Source organism: Microbacterium sp. NPDC007973 (assembly GCF_042958465.1).
GTDB lineage: Bacteria > Actinomycetota > Actinomycetes > Actinomycetales > Microbacteriaceae > Microbacterium > Microbacterium galbum.
In genome coordinates this window covers 240,866-256,783 of record NZ_JBIBJJ010000003.1, presented here as the reverse complement: position 1 = coordinate 256,783, position 15,918 = coordinate 240,866, and the positions used below count along the sequence as shown (strand labels likewise).

The 15,918-nt window shown below is 70.4% G+C and carries 14 protein-coding genes; 7 read left to right on the top strand and 7 right to left on the bottom strand.

Annotated elements, in window-relative coordinates:
• Positions 1 to 142: 142 nt before the first annotated feature.
• Positions 143 to 1,837: a long-chain-fatty-acid--CoA ligase gene (locus tag ACFZA2_RS10115; RefSeq protein WP_391403994.1), complete on the bottom strand. Its 1,695-nt coding sequence runs from the start codon at positions 1,835 to 1,837 to the stop codon at positions 143 to 145.
• Between the two features lie 223 nt (positions 1,838 to 2,060).
• Between ACFZA2_RS10115 and ACFZA2_RS10110 the strand changes: the two genes are divergently transcribed.
• Positions 2,061 to 2,384 (top strand): hypothetical protein, encoded by a 324-nt coding sequence (locus ACFZA2_RS10110; protein ID WP_391403991.1) that lies wholly within the window; start codon positions 2,061 to 2,063, stop codon positions 2,382 to 2,384.
• A gap of 38 nt (positions 2,385 to 2,422) precedes the next feature.
• Positions 2,423 to 2,737: a DUF2277 domain-containing protein gene (locus tag ACFZA2_RS10105; RefSeq protein WP_391403988.1), complete on the top strand. Its 315-nt coding sequence runs from the start codon at positions 2,423 to 2,425 to the stop codon at positions 2,735 to 2,737.
• A 59-nt stretch (positions 2,738 to 2,796) separates the two neighbouring features.
• Here the strand turns inward: ACFZA2_RS10105 and phoA are convergent, their stop codons facing one another.
• Entirely contained in the window at positions 2,797 to 4,710 is a 1,914-nt protein-coding gene (phoA, locus tag ACFZA2_RS10100) for an alkaline phosphatase (protein ID WP_391403985.1), read from the bottom strand.
• A 162-nt stretch (positions 4,711 to 4,872) separates the two neighbouring features.
• On the opposite strand from phoA, the gene ACFZA2_RS10095 reads away from it, so the two are divergent.
• Together ACFZA2_RS10095 and ACFZA2_RS10090 are read left to right on the top strand one after the other, a co-directional pair.
• Positions 4,873 to 5,268, top strand: coding sequence for a hypothetical protein (locus ACFZA2_RS10095; protein ID WP_391403983.1), 396 nt, complete (start codon positions 4,873 to 4,875; stop codon positions 5,266 to 5,268).
• Positions 5,269 to 5,352: 84 nt separating this feature from the next.
• Entirely contained in the window at positions 5,353 to 6,324 is a 972-nt protein-coding gene (locus tag ACFZA2_RS10090) for a hypothetical protein (protein WP_391403980.1), read from the top strand.
• Positions 6,325 to 6,406: 82 nt separating this feature from the next.
• On the opposite strand, the gene glnA is transcribed toward ACFZA2_RS10090, so the two are convergent.
• Complete coding sequence (gene glnA / locus ACFZA2_RS10085) at positions 6,407 to 7,831, bottom strand: type I glutamate--ammonia ligase (RefSeq protein WP_094734498.1); 1,425 nt, start codon at positions 7,829 to 7,831, stop codon at positions 6,407 to 6,409.
• 133 nt (positions 7,832 to 7,964) lie between these two features.
• Here glnA and ACFZA2_RS10080 point away from each other — a divergent pair, with 133 nt between their 5' ends.
• Positions 7,965 to 8,393, top strand: a complete 429-nt coding sequence (locus ACFZA2_RS10080) for an RDD family protein (RefSeq protein WP_315995689.1) — start codon at positions 7,965 to 7,967, stop codon at positions 8,391 to 8,393.
• A gap of 57 nt (positions 8,394 to 8,450) precedes the next feature.
• On the opposite strand, the gene ACFZA2_RS10075 is transcribed toward ACFZA2_RS10080, so the two are convergent.
• Positions 8,451 to 9,161 carry a DUF4191 domain-containing protein gene (locus ACFZA2_RS10075; RefSeq protein WP_391403976.1) on the bottom strand — a complete coding sequence of 237 codons (711 nt, stop codon included), beginning with the start codon at positions 9,159 to 9,161 and terminating at the stop codon, positions 8,451 to 8,453.
• A 118-nt stretch (positions 9,162 to 9,279) separates the two neighbouring features.
• On the opposite strand from ACFZA2_RS10075, the gene ACFZA2_RS10070 reads away from it, so the two are divergent.
• Entirely contained in the window at positions 9,280 to 10,305 is a 1,026-nt protein-coding gene (locus ACFZA2_RS10070; RefSeq protein WP_391403973.1) for a hypothetical protein, read from the top strand.
• A gap of 17 nt (positions 10,306 to 10,322) precedes the next feature.
• On the opposite strand, the gene sucB is transcribed toward ACFZA2_RS10070, so the two are convergent.
• From sucB to ACFZA2_RS10055, 3 genes are read right to left on the bottom strand one after another with little or no spacing between them, the layout of a single operon-like run.
• Positions 10,323 to 12,014 (bottom strand): 2-oxoglutarate dehydrogenase, E2 component, dihydrolipoamide succinyltransferase, encoded by a 1,692-nt coding sequence (sucB, locus tag ACFZA2_RS10065; RefSeq protein ID WP_391403970.1) that lies wholly within the window; start codon positions 12,012 to 12,014, stop codon positions 10,323 to 10,325.
• A gap of 54 nt (positions 12,015 to 12,068) precedes the next feature.
• Positions 12,069 to 13,442 carry a dihydrolipoyl dehydrogenase gene (gene lpdA, locus ACFZA2_RS10060; RefSeq protein WP_391403967.1) on the bottom strand — a complete coding sequence of 458 codons (1,374 nt, stop codon included), beginning with the start codon at positions 13,440 to 13,442 and terminating at the stop codon, positions 12,069 to 12,071.
• Positions 13,439 to 14,905, bottom strand: coding sequence for a leucyl aminopeptidase (locus ACFZA2_RS10055; RefSeq protein WP_391403964.1), 1,467 nt, complete (start codon positions 14,903 to 14,905; stop codon positions 13,439 to 13,441). The genes lpdA and ACFZA2_RS10055 overlap by 4 nt, the downstream gene beginning before the upstream one ends.
• Before the next feature lie 84 nt (positions 14,906 to 14,989).
• Here ACFZA2_RS10055 and ACFZA2_RS10050 point away from each other — a divergent pair, with 84 nt between their 5' ends.
• Complete coding sequence (locus tag ACFZA2_RS10050; RefSeq protein WP_315995695.1) at positions 14,990 to 15,916, top strand: PAC2 family protein; 927 nt, start codon at positions 14,990 to 14,992, stop codon at positions 15,914 to 15,916.
• The last annotated feature ends 2 nt before the right edge of the window (positions 15,917 to 15,918 follow it).

The following is a 15,918-nucleotide window of genomic DNA, read 5'->3' as shown; positions in this document are numbered from 1 at the left end:
CCGTCGGCGGCAGCGGCGGGGCGGCCGGCCCGCCCGGGCATCCCTTTACTCGAACGCTCGAGACATCGAGCGCCCCGCCACCGGCGCAGCAGCGAGGGATGCCGTTCCGGCCGGCGGTCGGCATCCGTTGCTGCCGTCGTGCTCAGGACACGAGACGCTCGCGCACCTCGCGCCGCTGGACCTTGCCGATGAGCGAACGCGGGAGGTCGTCGACGACGACGACGCGCCGCGGCACCTTGTACGCCGCGAGCCTCTGCTTGCAGAAGTCGCGGATCGCGTCGGGTTCGACCTGGACGCCCTCGCGCAGCACGATCGCCGCGGCGACGTCTTCGCCCCCGCTCGACTTCGGCAGGGCGACGACGGCCGCGCCCGCGATGTCGGGGTGCGAGGTGAGCACGTCTTCGACCTCGCTCGGCGAGACGTTGAAGCCGCCGGTGATGATGATCTCCTTCAACCGGTCGACGATGGTCACGAAGCCGTCGGGGGAGACCGAGGCGATGTCGCCGGTGCGCAGCCACCCGCCGTCGAGCAGGGTCGCCGCGGTGTCGGCGGGCCGGTTCCAGTACCCCTGGAACACCTGCGGACCGCGCAGGAGCAGCTCGCCGGGCTCGCCCAGCGGGCGGTCGACGGTGGGGTCGTCGGGGTCGACCACGCGGATCTCGGTGCTGGGGAACGGCACGCCCACCGTCCCGGGACGACGCGACGGGCCGATCGGGTTGCCGAGCGCCACCGGCGACGACTCGGTCATGCCGTAGCCCTCGACGAGAAGGCCGCCGGTGGCAGCCTCCCAGCGATCGACCGTGGCCACGGGCAGACTCATGGCGCCCGAGATCGCGAAGCGCACGCTCTTCAGGTCGATCGTGCCGCGTGCCGCCGCGCGGGCGAGCTGGTCGTAGATGGGCGGCACGGCCGGGAGGAAGGTCGGCGGACTCTTCTTCGAGGCGGCGACGACCAGGTCGAGGTCGTACTTCGGGAAGAGCACGAGCTTCGCGCCGATGCTCATCGCGAAGGTGAGACACAAGGTGAGGCCGTAGGCGTGGAACAGGGGCAGCACCCCGTAGAACGTCTCCTCGCCGTCGTTCAGCCCCGGCACCCAGGCGCGTCCTTGCATCGCGTTGGCGCGCAGGTTCGCGTGCGTGAGCACCGCACCCTTCGGACTCCCGGTGGTGCCGCTGGTGTACTGCAGGAGCGCGATGTCGTCGAGCGCGGGACCGCCGTGCCGGCGCGAGAGCGAGCCGTGGGTCAGGAGCTTCTTCCACGCGACCGGCCGCTTCGACGTGGGCGCGGACGTGAGCTGGGCGCGAGCCGCCCGCGCCTTCGTCACCGGCAGACGCAGCGCGAGCCTCTTTCCGAGAGGGAGCGCCTCGGTGATGTCGACGCTCACCACGTGCTCGAGCGCCAGGTCGGAGGGGAACTCCGCGACGGTGTCAGCCAGCTTGTCCCAGACGATCGCGAAGCGCGCGCCGTGGTCTTCGAATTGGTGCCGCAGCTCGCGGGGCGTGTAGAGCGGGTTGTGCTCGATCACGATGGCCCCGAGCCGCAGCGCGGCGTAGAAGGCGACGACGTGCTGCGGCGAGTTCGGCAGCACGAGGGCCACTCGGTCGCCCGCCCGCACGCCGAGCCGGCGCAGTCCCTCAGCCGCACGGGCGACCTGCTGGCCGAGCTCCGCGTACGAGGTCGATGCGCCGAAGAACTCGAGCGCCGTCTTCTTCCCGTAGCGGGCCACCGAGGCGGACAGCATGTCGGGAAGCGTCTGCCAGGGCTCGTCTATCTCCAGGGGAACGCCCTCGGCATACGAGGTCGACCACGGACGCGAGGCGTAAGGGGAGTCCGGCATCCCTCCATCCTGGCGTGCCCCCCTGACATCGCGGTGGAAGGGCACCTGTACGGATGCCGGGAAGCGGATGCGGGCAAGCCGACGCCTCGGGGACGGGCCTGTGCCGGAGACCGCCGCAGGCGTGCTTCGATGGAGCGATGCCGCAGCCTCCGTGCCTCACCCGCCCCGACCGGACCCTGTACGTCCCCGACGAGCGGATGCGACGGGCCGTGGGGGAGTCGTCGTGACACCGTTTCGGAAGCGCTGGACCGACAGCCTCGACGCGAGCCTGCTGCGCCTCGGGCGCGGACGGGCGCTGCTCCTGGTCGCCACGGCTCTCGTGATGGGTGCGATCATCGCCGCGTTCGCCCTCTCCACTCTCGCGCAGATCGCCGCCGGTGACCTGCAGTGGACCGACGTCGTAGGATCCGGCCGACGCCGCATGCCCGCGATGCTCGTGGTCGGCATCGGCGGCCCCGTGGCCGTGCTGTTCGTCGTCTATGGCGTCGGCCTGGCGGGGCGTCTCGTTCGCCGGTGGCCCGACATCCCCGCTCGCCGCACGCGGTGACCTCGCGCGTCGCGCGCGAGGGGCCTAGCCTGTCGGGCATGTGCCGCAACATCGTTCCCCTGCACAACTTCACGCCCCCGGCGACGGATGCCGAGTGCCACGACGCCGCGCTGCAGTTCGTCCGCAAGATCGTGGGCACGACGACGCCGTCGCGGGCCAATCAGGACGTCTTCGATCGCGCGGTCGCCGAGATCACGGCATCCGTCCGGCATCTCCTCGACGACCTCGTCACGAGCGCACCACCGAAGGTGCGCGAGGTCGAGGCTGCCAAGCGGCAGGCCCGCTCCGCCGAGCGATACGAGGCGATCCGGGTGTTCCAGGAGCAGAAACGCGCGGCGCGCACCGCGGGGTGACCGGAGCGACGATGCCCGCCCCCGCACAACGGCGGGGACGGGCATCGGGTCGGGCGGGCTCAGACGAACTCGGTGTGGCGACGGCGACGCGAACGCAAGTAGGCGCCGAGAGCGAGCAGAGCTGCCGCGAGGACCGCCGCGCCGATCGGCAGAGCCGCGCCCGTCGTGGCGAGCGGCGATCCGCTGCCGCCCTGACCGGCGCCCGCCCCGGCACCGGCGCCGGCACCCGCTGACTGCGAGGGCTCGGGCGTGGGTGCCGTGGTCGGAGCGGGGACCGCGGCGGCCGTCACGGTCACCGAAGCGGTCTTGATCGTGCCGGTCTGCGCACCACGGACGGTGACCTCGTACGTGCCCTCGGAATCGGGCGCGATCGCCTCGAATCGGGCCGAGCCGCGCAGCGCGTCGCGCTGTCCGAAGTCAGCGGCATCCGTCACCGCGCCCGTCAGCTGCCAGTCGGCCGCGAAGCCGTCGGCGGCCACGATGAAAGTGTCGCCGGGGCGCACCTCAGCAGGGGCGGACACGGTCGCCTGGGCGCTCAACGCGGTGAGATCCCGATCGAGCGCGAGACCGTTGGACGCCGTGAAGAACAGGTCGGTCTGATCGGTCAGTCCCACCACGTTCGCCGCGCCCGGACCGTAGCCCGCGATGCGTACCTGCGCGCCGGTGTGCTGCTGCGAGCCCCCCTCGGGCGAGGTGCCGTACGCGACGATCATGGGCTCACCGTCGGCAGTGAGGAGGTGCGTGTTCAGCCCGGGAATGGGCGAACCGACGATCTGGCTCGTGTGGGCGTGGTCGGCGGTCACGACGACGAGGGTGTCGCCCTGGGTGCGTGCGAAGTCCATCGCCACCTGCACGGCCTCGTCGAGGTCGACGGTCTCACCGATCTGGCCGCACGCGTTGGCGGCGTGATCCTGCTTGTCGATGCTCGCGCCCTCGACCTGCAGGAAGAATCCCTCGTCACCGTCGAGCAGGTCGATCGCCTTCGAGGTGAGGGATGCCAGCGACAGGCCGCTCGCGAGACGCTCGGGGTTCTCGGTGCACGACACCGCCTCGGGCAGGTCGCCGCCCGCGGTGAGGTCGGTGGCCTCGGGCCCGTTCCAGCGCACGGGGAAGTTGCCCTCGCTGAAGAGCCCGAGCAACGGCTGGTCGGCGTCGGCGGTGGTGACGGCGTCGAGGCCGGCGGCGTCGTCGACGAGCGTGAAGCCGCGGTCCTCGGCCTGCGCGAAGAGCGTCTCGCCCTTCCAGGCACCGGCTGCCGCGGTCTGCGTGAAGCTCGCCGACCCGCCACCCAGGGTCACGTCGGGTCGCACGTTCAGCAGCTGCTCGCTGATCGAGCCGAGTCCGCCGTTCTCGAGAGCCTCCGACGAGCACTTCTCGGTGGTCTGCTCGGGTCCGTAGCAGCCGCGCGCGGAGATATGTGCGATCTCGGCGCCCGGGGTGGCGTCCTGGATCTCGGCGGTCGAGACGTTGCCGGTCTTGAGGCCGTTCGCCTTCGCCATCTCGAGCAGCGTGGGCTGCGGCGTGTTCAGGTAGTCGACGCTCAGGCGACCGTTGACGGTCTTGGTGCCGGTCGACCAGGCGCTGGCCGTCGAAGCCGACTCGGAGGCGTAGTTCGGCCGGCCCTGCTCGTTCACCGAGTAGGTCGTGTACTGGCCCGTCAGCGGCAGCGCATCGATGCCGGGGAAACGTCCGCCCGCACCCTCGGCGTAGTTGCGGGCGACCGTGATCTCGGAATCGCCCATTCCGTCACCGATGAGCAGGATGACGTTCTTGGCGGGACCGTCGACGATCGACTCGCGCAGAGCGTCGGTCATGTCGCCGTCGTTGCGGGCCGCGCCACCGTGTTCGGCCACGCTGCCCGGAGTCGCCGCGAAGGCTGGCGCGGTGAGCATGGCCACCGAGGTGGAGGCGGTCAGCGCCACCGCGACCGCGGCGGCGGCTGTTCGCAGACGCGTGGAAGTGCGTGAATCCATGGGGGAGTCCTTCGTTTTGTCGAGGCGGTCGTCGACCGCTCCTTCAGCCCATCCGGACGGGCGCACCCCAGCCCCTCGCGCAGATGAAGATCAGGTGTCCGCTCGGTTGCCGCTCGTCCACTCCGGCGCGGTCCGAGGGGGACCATCCGTAGGCTCGACGTGATGACCTCCGCCGTCCCGCCTCCCCCCGGCCGGCGCGCCGTGTGGCGCGCGGTGCGTCTCGTGCTCGCACTGTTCCTGGTGTGCAGCGCGTGGGCGACGACGCATGTCGACGCCGATGCCGGTGATCACGAGGGCATCACTCACGCGGCCGTGACGGTCGCGTCGCTGGGCCACACCGATCCGGAGGGCGAGCCGACGGTCGATCTCGTCCCTCCCGTCGAGGTGGATGCCGTGTACGCGGCCGCCTTCGACGGCACGGCGGTCCTCGTCCTCGCGGTGATCGCCTCCGTGGACACGGTCCTGTTCGTCACGCGGCGTGGTCCGCGTTCCGTCGACGTCCCCGGAGCGCCGCCGCCGCGGCATCCGCTTCTCGTCTCCTCCGTCTCCCGCACCTGATCCGACGTGCGGCCGCCTTTCCGGCGGCTCGGCGGTCGTCTTGCGACGACCGGTTTCCTGTCGACTCAGCTTCGGGAGAGATCCATGTCCTCCGTTTCCGCGGCGCCCCGCACCGTCCGTTCTGCACCGCGCGGTCGTCGCCAGGTACGCCTGGCTGCCGACGACCTCGCCGAGATCGTCGAGCTCGCCCTGGCGAGCCCCGCGCCCTCGACCCTCGCGGTGCTCGAAAAGATCGCCGATCATGATGGCGACGGCGCGAGCGAGGTGATCGCGCGGGTCCTCGGCCGCGCGCGCCCCTCCCCGCGGACCGAGGTCTCGGGTCACGCCGTGCGCCGCGGCATCCGGATCGAGCGCACCGTGCTCGCGGGTAACCGACCGCTGACCGGTACCCCGACCGATGCGCGGATCCGGGAGAGGGGGACGATCGCCGTCGTCGGCGCTGCCGGCTCCGGCAAGTCGACGCTGATCCGCTGGATGGCGCAGGAGCGATCGCGCCCGCTCGCCACGGTCGATCTCGCTTGCGACGACGCGGTCGACCGCCTCGCCGAGGGGGTGCGACGAGATGTCGCCCCGGGCATGACCATGGCGCTGCACAACGCCCATACGCGCGGGCCCTCTGTCGTGGCCGCTCTTCTGGCCGCGGTTCCGCGCGAGTGCCTGACCCTCATCGAGACCACCGTCGCAGAAGCCGTTCCTCGGACCGACCATCTCATCACCATGGAATGCCCCTCGGTCGACGCGATCGAGGAGTTGCTGCGTACCGAGTTCGCGGAGCTCGACCCGCGCGAGGCGCGGATCCTCGCGGCGCTGAGTCTCGGTCAAACGCCCCGCACGCTCGCGCACGGGATCGAACGTGCCCGCCGCTTCGCCGCTTCCACCGAGGTCACCGAGGCCCGCGCCCTCCGCACGGTCACCCAGGGGAGGTTCGCGGGCTCACCACCAGGAAGACGGCGCACGGCTGCTCAGGCACTCCTTCGCGACGGACTGCTGAGCCAACGGGCGGTCAGCGAGCTGACGGGCATCAGCCGCGACACTCTGCGGCGCTACGTTGTCTGAACCGCGCATGTCGCCGCCCGCACGCGACGACGCCCGCCCCCGCGAAACGGCGGGGACGGGCGTCGTCGTGAGGATCGGGCGATCAGACCCCGAAGTACAGCTCGTACTCGAAGGGGTGCGGACGCTGGGCGATCGGCTGGATCTCGTTCTCGATCTTGTACTCGATCCAGGTGTCGATGAGCTCCTGCGTGAACACGCCACCGGCGAGCAGGAACTCGTGGTCGGCGCGCAGGGCCTCGAGCGAGTCGAGCAGCGAGTTGGGAACCTGCGGGATGTTCTTGGCCTCTTCTGCGGGGAGCTCGTAGAGGTCCTTGTCGACGGGCTCGTGCGGCTCGATGCGGTTCTTGATGCCGTCGATACCGGCCATCAGCTGGGCCGCGAACGCGAGGTACGGGTTGCCCGAGGCGTCGGGCGCACGGAACTCGATGCGCTTGGCCTTGGGGTTGGTGCCCGTGATCGGGATGCGGATGGCGGCGGAGCGGTTACCGGCCGAGTACACCAGGTTGACCGGCGCCTCGAAGCCCTTCACCAGGCGGTGGTAGCTGTTGAGGGTCGGGTTGGTGAAGGCGAGCACGGCGGGCGCGTGCGCCAACAGACCGCCGATGTACCAGCGGGCGATGTCGGAGAGTCCGCCGTAGCCGGTCTCGTCGTAGAAGAGCGGCTTGCCGTCGTTCCAGAGCGACTGGTGGGTGTGCATACCCGAGCCGTTGTCACCGAAGAGCGGCTTGGGCATGAAGGTCGCGACCTTGCCCCACTGCTCGCAGGTGTTCTTGACGATGTACTTGAACTTCAGGATGTCGTCGGCCGCGTGCAGCATCGTGTCGAAGCGGTAGTTGATCTCCTGCTGACCACCGGTGCCGACCTCGTGGTGCGAGCGCTCGAGCGCGAAGCCCGCCTCGATCAGCTTGAGGGTGATGTCGTCGCGGAGGTCCGCCGTCTTGTCGACGGGGGAGACGGGGAAGTAGCCGCCCTTGTAGGGGGTCTTGTTGGCGAGGTTCCCGCCCTCTTCCTCGCGGCCGGTGTTCCAGGCGCCTTCCTCGGAGTCGACCGAGTAGAAGCTCGAGTTCTGCTTCACTTCGTAACGCACGTCGTCGAAGATGTAGAACTCGGCCTCGGGGGCGAAGAACGCGGTGTCGGCGATGCCGGTGGAGGCGAGGTACTTCTCGGCCTTCTTGGCGACCTGGCGCGGGTCCTTGCCGTAGATCTCACCGTTGCGCGGGTTGTAGATGTCGAAGACCATGACGAGGGTCTTCGCCTCGCGGAACTGGTCGACGTACGCGGTGGTCACGTCGGGGATCAGCTGCATGTCCGACTCGTGGATGTTCGCGAACCCGCGGATCGACGAGCCATCGAACAGCTGTCCGACGGTGAAGAACTCCTCGTCGACGGTCGAGGCGGGGATGTTGAAGTGCTGCTGCACACCAGGAAGATCCGTGAAACGGATGTCGAGGAACTTGACGTCCTCGTCCTGGATGAACTTCAGCACCTCGGACGAATCTTTGAACATGAAGACTCCAGAGGTAGAACATTCGGGATCATGCCGGCCTCGGCCAGCCTCCTCGACCCTACCCAGAACCGGTGTCCCGGTCATATCTCGCATGTTTCCGGGATGTTACGACGGCCCGATTACGCTGGATGGCGTGAGCGTCCCCGCCGAGAACGAATACCCGGGCCAGCGGCTCGGCCTTCCCCGCGAGGGTCGCGGCTCCATCGCCCGTCCGGGACGCCGCATCGCGGCCCTCCTGATCGACGTCGCGAGCGCCGGATTGATCGGCTTCGCCTTCTTCTCCACCCCCGACCCGGTGACGGGGGTGCCGTTCGCCAACCCCATCGCGACGAACCTCATCTTCTTCGCGGTGCAGATCCTCTTCATCCCGCTCATCGGCGGAAGTCCCGGGCACCGGCTGATGGGCATGCGCCTCGAATTGGCATCCGGGGGCTGGGTGGGGCTCTGGCGCCCCATCGTGCGGACGCTCCTGCTCGCCGTCATCATCCCCGCGGTCGTGTGGGACGCCGATCAGCGCGGTCTGCACGACAAGGCGGTCGGGACGGTCCTGGTCCGCAGCTGACGCAACCCCGCGTCGACGAGGAAGGCCCCCGCTGAGCGGGGGCCTTCCTCGTCGGCATCAGCGCGGGCGCGGAGCTCGCATCTTCGTCGGGTCGACGCCCTTCGGGATGGGCAGCGACGACAGGCCCTGCGAGACCGACGAGACGCGCTTGATGACGGCGGCCATCGTGGCGCGGTCGACCTTCTTTGGCAGCGCCTTGATGGTCGAGGCGAGCTTGGCGATCGGCACCTCGTCGTCGCCGTGACCGACGTAGAGGACGGTGACCGGCACGCCCGCCGCGACGCGGAGAACGCGGGAGCGCTCCTCGCCGACCAGACGGGTGAGGCGACTGCGGTTGCCCTCGCCGATCAGTACGACGCCTCCGCGACCGATCGCGCGGTACAGCGCCTCCTGGGTGCGCGGGTTGACGCCGACGGGCGTCTCCGAGGCCTGCCAGTTGCGGCCGAGCGACGACGAGAGCACGTGGCCGGTGGCGCCGGGCATGCCGTCGATCTTCTTGTACATCGCCGTCGTCGACAGCCGCGTCATCGTGATCATTGCGGCCAGGATGCCGGCGAGAAGACCCGTGACACCCCACAGGATGATGCTCCACACCGCCAGCGGCGGGATGAGGAAGCCGACGAGCACACCGAGGGCGATGCCCACCAGGACGATGCCCGCGAGCAGGAAGGGCAGCCAGCGGTACTCCTTCTGCGTGAAGGTGTAGAGCGTTTTGAGCTGCGAGAAGAAGCCCGGACGCTTCTCGGGCGTGGTGGTGCGAGCGGCCATGAGGACGATTCTATCTTCGCCGCGAGCGGTTCCTCCCCAGGGGCGCTGTCGCAGCGGCCATCCCCATCCGGCCCCGGCCGTCCCGCGCGCACCTCCCGCGCCGGCGCACGATCGGGGCATGAGCACCTCCGTCTCTTCGACCCCCGTCGAGCCGTTCATCGCGTACCTGCGTCGCCGGGGCGCCAGCGCGACCGTGTTGACCCCCGGCGAGGTCGTCACCGCCGCCGTCGGTCTCCTGCGCGGATGCCGGAGCGCGGCCGTCCGAGGCGGGGGAGCCGCGTGGTGGTTGACGGCGGAGGGGCGACCCGTCGTCGTCGAAGATCACGGCGCTCCGGACGTCGTGGCGTCGACCGCAGACGGCCTTCGACGGCTCGCCGCGCTCGTCCCCGATCCGACGACGCGCGGCCTGGTCGACCGGGCGGGAGAGGTGGTGGCGACCCGCCCGCCGCGGGAGTGGGATGCCATCGAGAGGCGCCTCTTCGCGCACGCCGACCCGGCGCCGCTCGTGCTGGGCCCCCTGGCACCGGTGATCGTCGAGGAACGGGCGGAGGATCGCGACGACGCGCTGACGGGCGGTCCGCTCGGACTCCTCGACGACGACCTGTTCCGCACGATACGGAACGGCACGGCGGGCCTCCGCGAGCGATGGGCATCGTCGCCTCGTTTCCGCGCGGCCGTCATCGGGGTGGGCGTCCTCGCGGTCGCCGCCGTCGTGTCATCCGTCTTCCTCCCCGAGGTGCGGGAACCCGCGCCGGTGGCATCCTCGACGCCCCACGTGTCCCGTATCGCGCCGCCGACCATGTCGATCACTCCCCGACCCTCGGCCACGTCGCCCTGGCCGGCCGACGATCGCGTTCCGCTCTCCGACGACATCGTCGAGGTCGCACGACGCGTCTTCGGCGAGATTTCCGGGTGCGGAGACGATCCCGAGTGCCGCAGCGCATTCGACGAGGGGTCGACGTTCACACGGGAGCCGCTGCTTCCCCATGCCGAGCACGCCGATATCGCGCTCCTCGAGGACTTCGGGGGTGTCGCCGTCGTCCGCGTCGCGGATTCCGACAGGGCGCAATACGTCACGCTCGTCCGGCACGACGACAGATGGCTGGTCCGCGCCGTCGAAACGGTCGCGGACCAGCCATCATGAGCCGGCGGTCGGCGGTGTCAGATGCCGAGGTCGCCCTCGAACTGCGCCGCCTCGAGGCGCGCCTTGACGGCACCGAGGAAGCGGGCCGCGTCGGCACCGTCGATGATGCGGTGATCGTACGACAGGGCCAGGTAGACGTAGGAGCGCACCGAGATGGCATCCTTGCCGTCGACCGACACGACGCCCGGCTTCTTCACCACGGCACCGAGTCCGAGGATCGCGGACTGGGGCAGGAACACGATCGGCGTGTCGAAGAGCGCGCCGCGCGAACCGGTGTTGGTCAGCGTGAACGTGCCCCCCGCGAGCTCGTCGGGCTTCAGCTTGTTGTCACGCGTGCGAGCGGCCAGGTCGGCGATCTCGCGCGCCAGCTGGGCGATGTTCTTCTCGCCCGCGTCCTTGACGACGGGGGTGAGGAGGCCACGCTCGGTGTCGACCGCGATCGCGACGTTCTCCTGGGCCGGGTAGACGATCTCGTCGCCCTCGACCGTGGAGTTGATGATCGGGTACGTCTTGAGGGCCTCGATGGCGGCGATCGCGAAGAAGGGGAGGAACGACAGCTTGTCGCCCGTCTTCTGCTGGAACTCGCCCTTGAAGCGGTCGCGCAGCGCCGCGACCTTGGTCACGTCGACCTCGACAACGGTGGTCAGCTGAGCGGTCGCCTGCATCGACGCGACGGCACGCTCGGCGATGACCTTGCGCAGACGCGACATCTTCTGCGTCGTTCCGCGCAGCGGCGAGACCTCGACCGGAGCGGAGGGCGCTGCGGCCGGGGCTGCCTGCGCGGCGGGGGCTGCAGAGGCGGACTTCGCGGCCTCGGCCGCCTTGAGCACGTCTTCCTTGCGGATGCGACCGCCGACGCCGCTGCCCTTCACCGTCGTCAGGTCGACGCCCTGCTGCTGCGCCAGGCGACGCACCAGGGGGGTGACGTAGGTGACGTCGTCGTTCGACGAAGCGGCGGGTGCCGGAGCGGCGGGCTTCTCCGCGGCGGGCTGCTCTGCGGACTTCTCCGCAGCGGCGGACGCGGGCTGCTCGGCCGGCTTCTCCTCGGCGGCGGCGGGGGCGGCGGGGGCCTCCTCCTGCGCGGGGGCGGCCGCACCGCTGCCGATGCGGGCGAGGGCGGCTCCGACGTTGACCGTCTCGTCCTCCTGGACGAGGATCTCCTGCAGCGTGCCGGCGACCGGCGAGGGAATCTCGGTGTCGACCTTGTCGGTGGAGATCTCGAGCAGCGGCTCGTCGACCGCGACGTCGTCGCCGACGGCCTTCAGCCAGCGCGTGACGGTTCCCTCGGTCACGCTCTCGCCGAGCTCGGGAAGGACGACCTCGGTGGCGTCGCCGGAGGCAGCGGGAGCCGACGCAGCCGGAGCGGGCTGCTCGGCGGGGGCCGACTCGGCCGGAGCGGCGGGAGCGGACTCCTGCTCGGCGGGAGCGGACTCCTGCTCGGCGGGGGCGTCGTCGCTGGACGAGGCGCCGGAGCCGTCACCGATCTTGGCGAGGACGGCACCGACCTCGACGGTCTCGTCCTCCTGGACGAGGATCTCTTCGATCACGCCCGAGACGGGGGAGGGGATCTCGGTGTCGACCTTGTCGGTCGAGATCTCCAACAGCCCCTCATCCTCCTGGACGGTGTCACCGACCTGCTTCAGCCAGCGGGTGACCGTTCCCTCGGTGACGCTCTCGCCGAGAGCGGGGAGGACGACGGATGTGCTCATGGATATGTCTCCTTCGTACCGGATGCGGTATCTAGCTTAGTGACCGGTTGTCGGTCAGAGTGCGTGCAGCGGCTTGCCCGCGAGCGCCAGGAAGGCCTCGCCGAGCGCCTCGCTCTGGGTGGGGTGCGCGTGGACGAACGGCGCGATGTCTTCGGGATGCGCTTCCCAGCCGACGGCGAGCTGGGCTTCGGAGATCAGCTCTCCCACGCGATCGCCCACGAGGTGGGCCCCGACGACGGGTCCATCGACACGACGCACGATCTTGACGATCCCCGAGGTCCCGATGATCTCGCTGCGGCCGTTACCGGCCAGGTTGTACTCGTACGCGCGGACGGCCTCGGATCCGTAACGATCCTGAGCCTGGGCCTCGGTGAGCCCGACCGACGCCACCTCGGGGTGCGAGTAAGCGACCCGCGGCACGTCGACGTCGGGGACGAGCACGGGCGAGAGCCCCGCGATCTCCTCGGCGACGAAGATGCCCTGCTGGAAGCCGCGATGCGCGAGCTGCAGACCCGGCACGATGTCGCCCACGGCCCACACGTGCGCCGCAGCGGTGCGCAGGCGGGAGTCGGTCTGCACGAAGCCGCGCTCGAGCACCACCCCGGCCTCCTCGAAGCCGAGACCGGCGGTCGCGGGACCGCGGCCCACGGCCACCAGCACGTAGTCGGCGACCAGCTCGCTGCCGTCGTCGAGGGACACTGTGACGCCGCGGTCGTCCGAGGTGAGCGACGTGAACCGCCGACCCAGCTGGAAGGCGATGCCGCGTTTGCGGAAGGCGCGCTCGAGAGCCTTGCTCGACGAGACGTCCTCGGCGGGGAGGAGGTGGGGGAGGGCTTCGACGATCGTGACCTCGACGCCGAACGAGCGCCACACGCTGGCGAACTCGACGCCGATGACCCCGCCGCCGAGCACGACGACGCGCTCGGGGATGACGTCGAGATCGAGAGCCTGCTCGCTGGTCAGGACACGCCCGCCGATTTCCAGGCCCGGGAGGCTGCGACTGTACGAACCCGTCGCGAGGATGACGTCCGTTCCGCGGTAGAGGTCGTCTCCGACACGCACAGCGGGCCCTGCCTCGAGCATCCCCTCGCCCGAGACGACGCGGATGCCGCGGGCCGAGATGAGACCCTCGAGACCCTTGTACTTCTTGGCGACGATCCCCTCGCGATAGGCGCGCACTCGGGCCGGGTCGATTCCGGTGAACGTCACGTCCACACCGATGTCCGACGCTCCCCGCGCGGCATCGGCGACCTCACCGGCGTGCAGCAGGGCCTTCGTCGGAATGCAACCTCGGTGCAGGCAGGTGCCGCCGAGCTTGTCCTTCTCGACCAGGACGACGTCCTTGCCGAGCTCGGCGAGGCGCAGCGCGGCGGCGTATCCGCCGCTGCCGCCACCGAGGACGACGACGTCCGCGGTGTACTCGGTCACCGTGCGCCGTCCGAGACGAGCAGTTCCACCAGCGAACGGACGGTCGCGCCGGTCACGCCCTTGTCGGTGTACCCGAACGGGGCGGACTTGTTCATACCGACCCCCGCGATATCGAGGTGCACCCAGGGGATGCGAGGCGCGTCGGCCTCGTCGGACACCCTGCCGACGAAGTGGCGCAGGAACAGGCCGGCGAAGAGCGAACCGCCTGCGGGGTCGCCGATCTTCGCGTTCTGCAGGTCGGCGATGGGGGAGTCGAGGTCGTCGATCATGTGGTCGGGCAGCGGCAGCTGCCACGCCAGCTCCGCGACGCGACCCGCCGCTTCGAGGTACGACGCGACCGCGGCGTCGTCTCCCATGACCCCGGTGTGGCGGTTGCCGAGGGCGACGGTGATCGCTCCGGTGAGAGTGGCGACGTCGACGATCAGGTCGGGGTTCTCGCGGCTCGCCGCGGCCAGACCGTCGGCGAGCACGAGGCGACCCTCGGCGTCGGTGTTCAGCACCTCGACGGTCGTGCCGTCGAGGGTGCGCAGCACGTCTCCGGGGCGGGTGGCCCGACCCGACGGCATGTTGTCCGCGATGCAGAGCCACGCGCTGACCTTGACGGGCAGAGCCATCTCGGCGGCGGCCTTCAGCACGGCGAGGACCGTGGCGGCGCCGCACATGTCGTACTTCATCCCGACCATGGATGCCGGCGGCTTCAGCGACAGACCACCGGTGTCGAAGGTGATGCCCTTACCGACGAGGGCCACGTGGCGCTCGGCCCCGGCGGGCGAGTACTCGAGGCGGACCATGCGGGGCGGGCGGTCCGAACCCTGGCCGACGCCGAGGATTCCGCCGTAGCCGCCCTCGCGCAGCGCAGCCTCGTCGAGCACCTCGACCTCGACGGGCAGATCCTTCACGGCCGCGACGGCGGCCTCGGCGAAGTCCGCGGGTCCGAGCCACTCGGCGGGCGTGGTCACGAGGTCCTTGACGAGCGCGACGGCTCCCGAGATCGCGGCGACCGCGGTGACGTCGGTCTCGGCCGGCGCTTCGCTCGTCGACACGCTCACGCGCTCGGCTCGCGCCTTCGCGGACTTCTTCTTGTAGTCGGCGAAGCGGTATCCGCCGAGTGCGGCACCCTCGGCGATCGCACGCCACGGCGCCGCCACCAGCGACTGGATCGCGACGTGCGCGAAACCGGTGAGTTGCCGCAGGCCGACGCCGGCGGCATCCCGGACGGACGCGTCGGTCGCGTCGGAGCCCGCACCGACCACGGCGACGGGCTTGTCGACACCGGGCACGTGCACGCGCTGGTAGGACCCGACGGCCCCCGTGAATCCGATCGCGGACAGCGCCGCCCCCAGTCCGTCCCAGCCATCGGGGTCGGACGCTCCCTCCGCAGTGGTGGGGACGATCAGCAGGATCGCGTCGGCATCGGATTCGAGGACGGGGGCGTCGGTGTACGCCACGGAGGGGAACGGCATGACATCCATCCTAGGTTCGTGCGTGTTCGCTAGCAGCGGGACGCACCGCGACCGGGCATCCGGGAGCGCTCGTAGAGTGGATGCATGCCCTCCTCCGCCCCGCTGTACGACCGCGCCCCCGCGGCGCCGCCCGTGCCGTCGGGCCTGCCGCTCGTGATCGCCCTCACGGGGTTCACCGACGCCGGCGGGGCCGTCACCCGACTGGTCGAGTACTTCCGCGACGACCTGGAGCCGAACCCCGTCGTCGTGTTCGACAACGACGTGCTGCTCGACTACCGCGCGCGGCGTCCGGTCATCACCTTCGTCGAGGACCACCTCACCGACTACCGACCGGCCCGGCTCGAACTCTCGCTCGCGCACGACTCGCTCGGGCACCCGTTCCTGCTGCTGGCCGGCTACGAGCCCGACTTCCTGTGGGAGGCCTTCGCCGAGACCGTTCTCGAGCTCTCCGCCGGCATGCAGGTGTCGTCGGTCACGTGGGTGCACGCGATCCCCATGCCGGTGCCGCACACGCGGCCCATCGGCACCACGGTCAGCGGCACGCGACCCGACCTCGCCGAGGCGCACTCGGTCTGGCGCCCGCACACGCAGGTCCCCTCAACGGCGGGTCATCTGCTCGAATACCGCTTCGCGGAGGCCGGCGCCAAAGTGGCCGGCTTCGCGCTACTCGTTCCGCACTACCTCGGCGACACGGAATACCCGGCCGCCGCCCTGGCCGCTCTGGACAGCCTCACCGTCGCGACGGGACTCGTGTTCTCCGGAGAGGTGCTGCGCGAGGAGAACCGCGAGTTCATCGGCAAGGTCGCCGAGCAGGTCGAGGGAAGCGAAGAGCTCACTCGCATGCTCGAGGGGCTGGAGGAGCGCTACGACTCCTATATGGCCGGCTCCACGCACGCGACCCCCATCATCCACACGGGCGACCTGCCCAGCGCCGACGAGCTCGCGGCGGAACTCGAGCGGTTCCTCGCCACCCGCCCCGGCGACGACGACCGGCGCGGCAAGCTCGGCTGAGC

Coding starts and splice junctions, on each gene's coding strand:
- ACFZA2_RS10115 (WP_391403994.1), bottom strand. CDS start 1,837: ATGCCGGACTCCCCTTACGCCTCGCGTCCGTGGTCGACCTCGTATGCC.
- ACFZA2_RS10105 (WP_391403988.1), top strand. CDS start 2,423: ATGTGCCGCAACATCGTTCCCCTGCACAACTTCACGCCCCCGGCGACG.
- phoA (WP_391403985.1), bottom strand. CDS start 4,710: ATGGATTCACGCACTTCCACGCGTCTGCGAACAGCCGCCGCCGCGGTC.
- ACFZA2_RS10095 (WP_391403983.1), top strand. CDS start 4,873: ATGACCTCCGCCGTCCCGCCTCCCCCCGGCCGGCGCGCCGTGTGGCGC.
- ACFZA2_RS10090 (WP_391403980.1), top strand. CDS start 5,353: ATGTCCTCCGTTTCCGCGGCGCCCCGCACCGTCCGTTCTGCACCGCGC.
- glnA (WP_094734498.1), bottom strand. CDS start 7,831: ATGTTCAAAGATTCGTCCGAGGTGCTGAAGTTCATCCAGGACGAGGAC.
- ACFZA2_RS10075 (WP_391403976.1), bottom strand. CDS start 9,161: ATGGCCGCTCGCACCACCACGCCCGAGAAGCGTCCGGGCTTCTTCTCG.
- ACFZA2_RS10070 (WP_391403973.1), top strand. CDS start 9,280: ATGAGCACCTCCGTCTCTTCGACCCCCGTCGAGCCGTTCATCGCGTAC.
- sucB (WP_391403970.1), bottom strand. CDS start 12,014: ATGAGCACATCCGTCGTCCTCCCCGCTCTCGGCGAGAGCGTCACCGAG.
- ACFZA2_RS10055 (WP_391403964.1), bottom strand. CDS start 14,905: ATGCCGTTCCCCTCCGTGGCGTACACCGACGCCCCCGTCCTCGAATCC.
- ACFZA2_RS10050 (WP_315995695.1), top strand. CDS start 14,990: ATGCCCTCCTCCGCCCCGCTGTACGACCGCGCCCCCGCGGCGCCGCCC.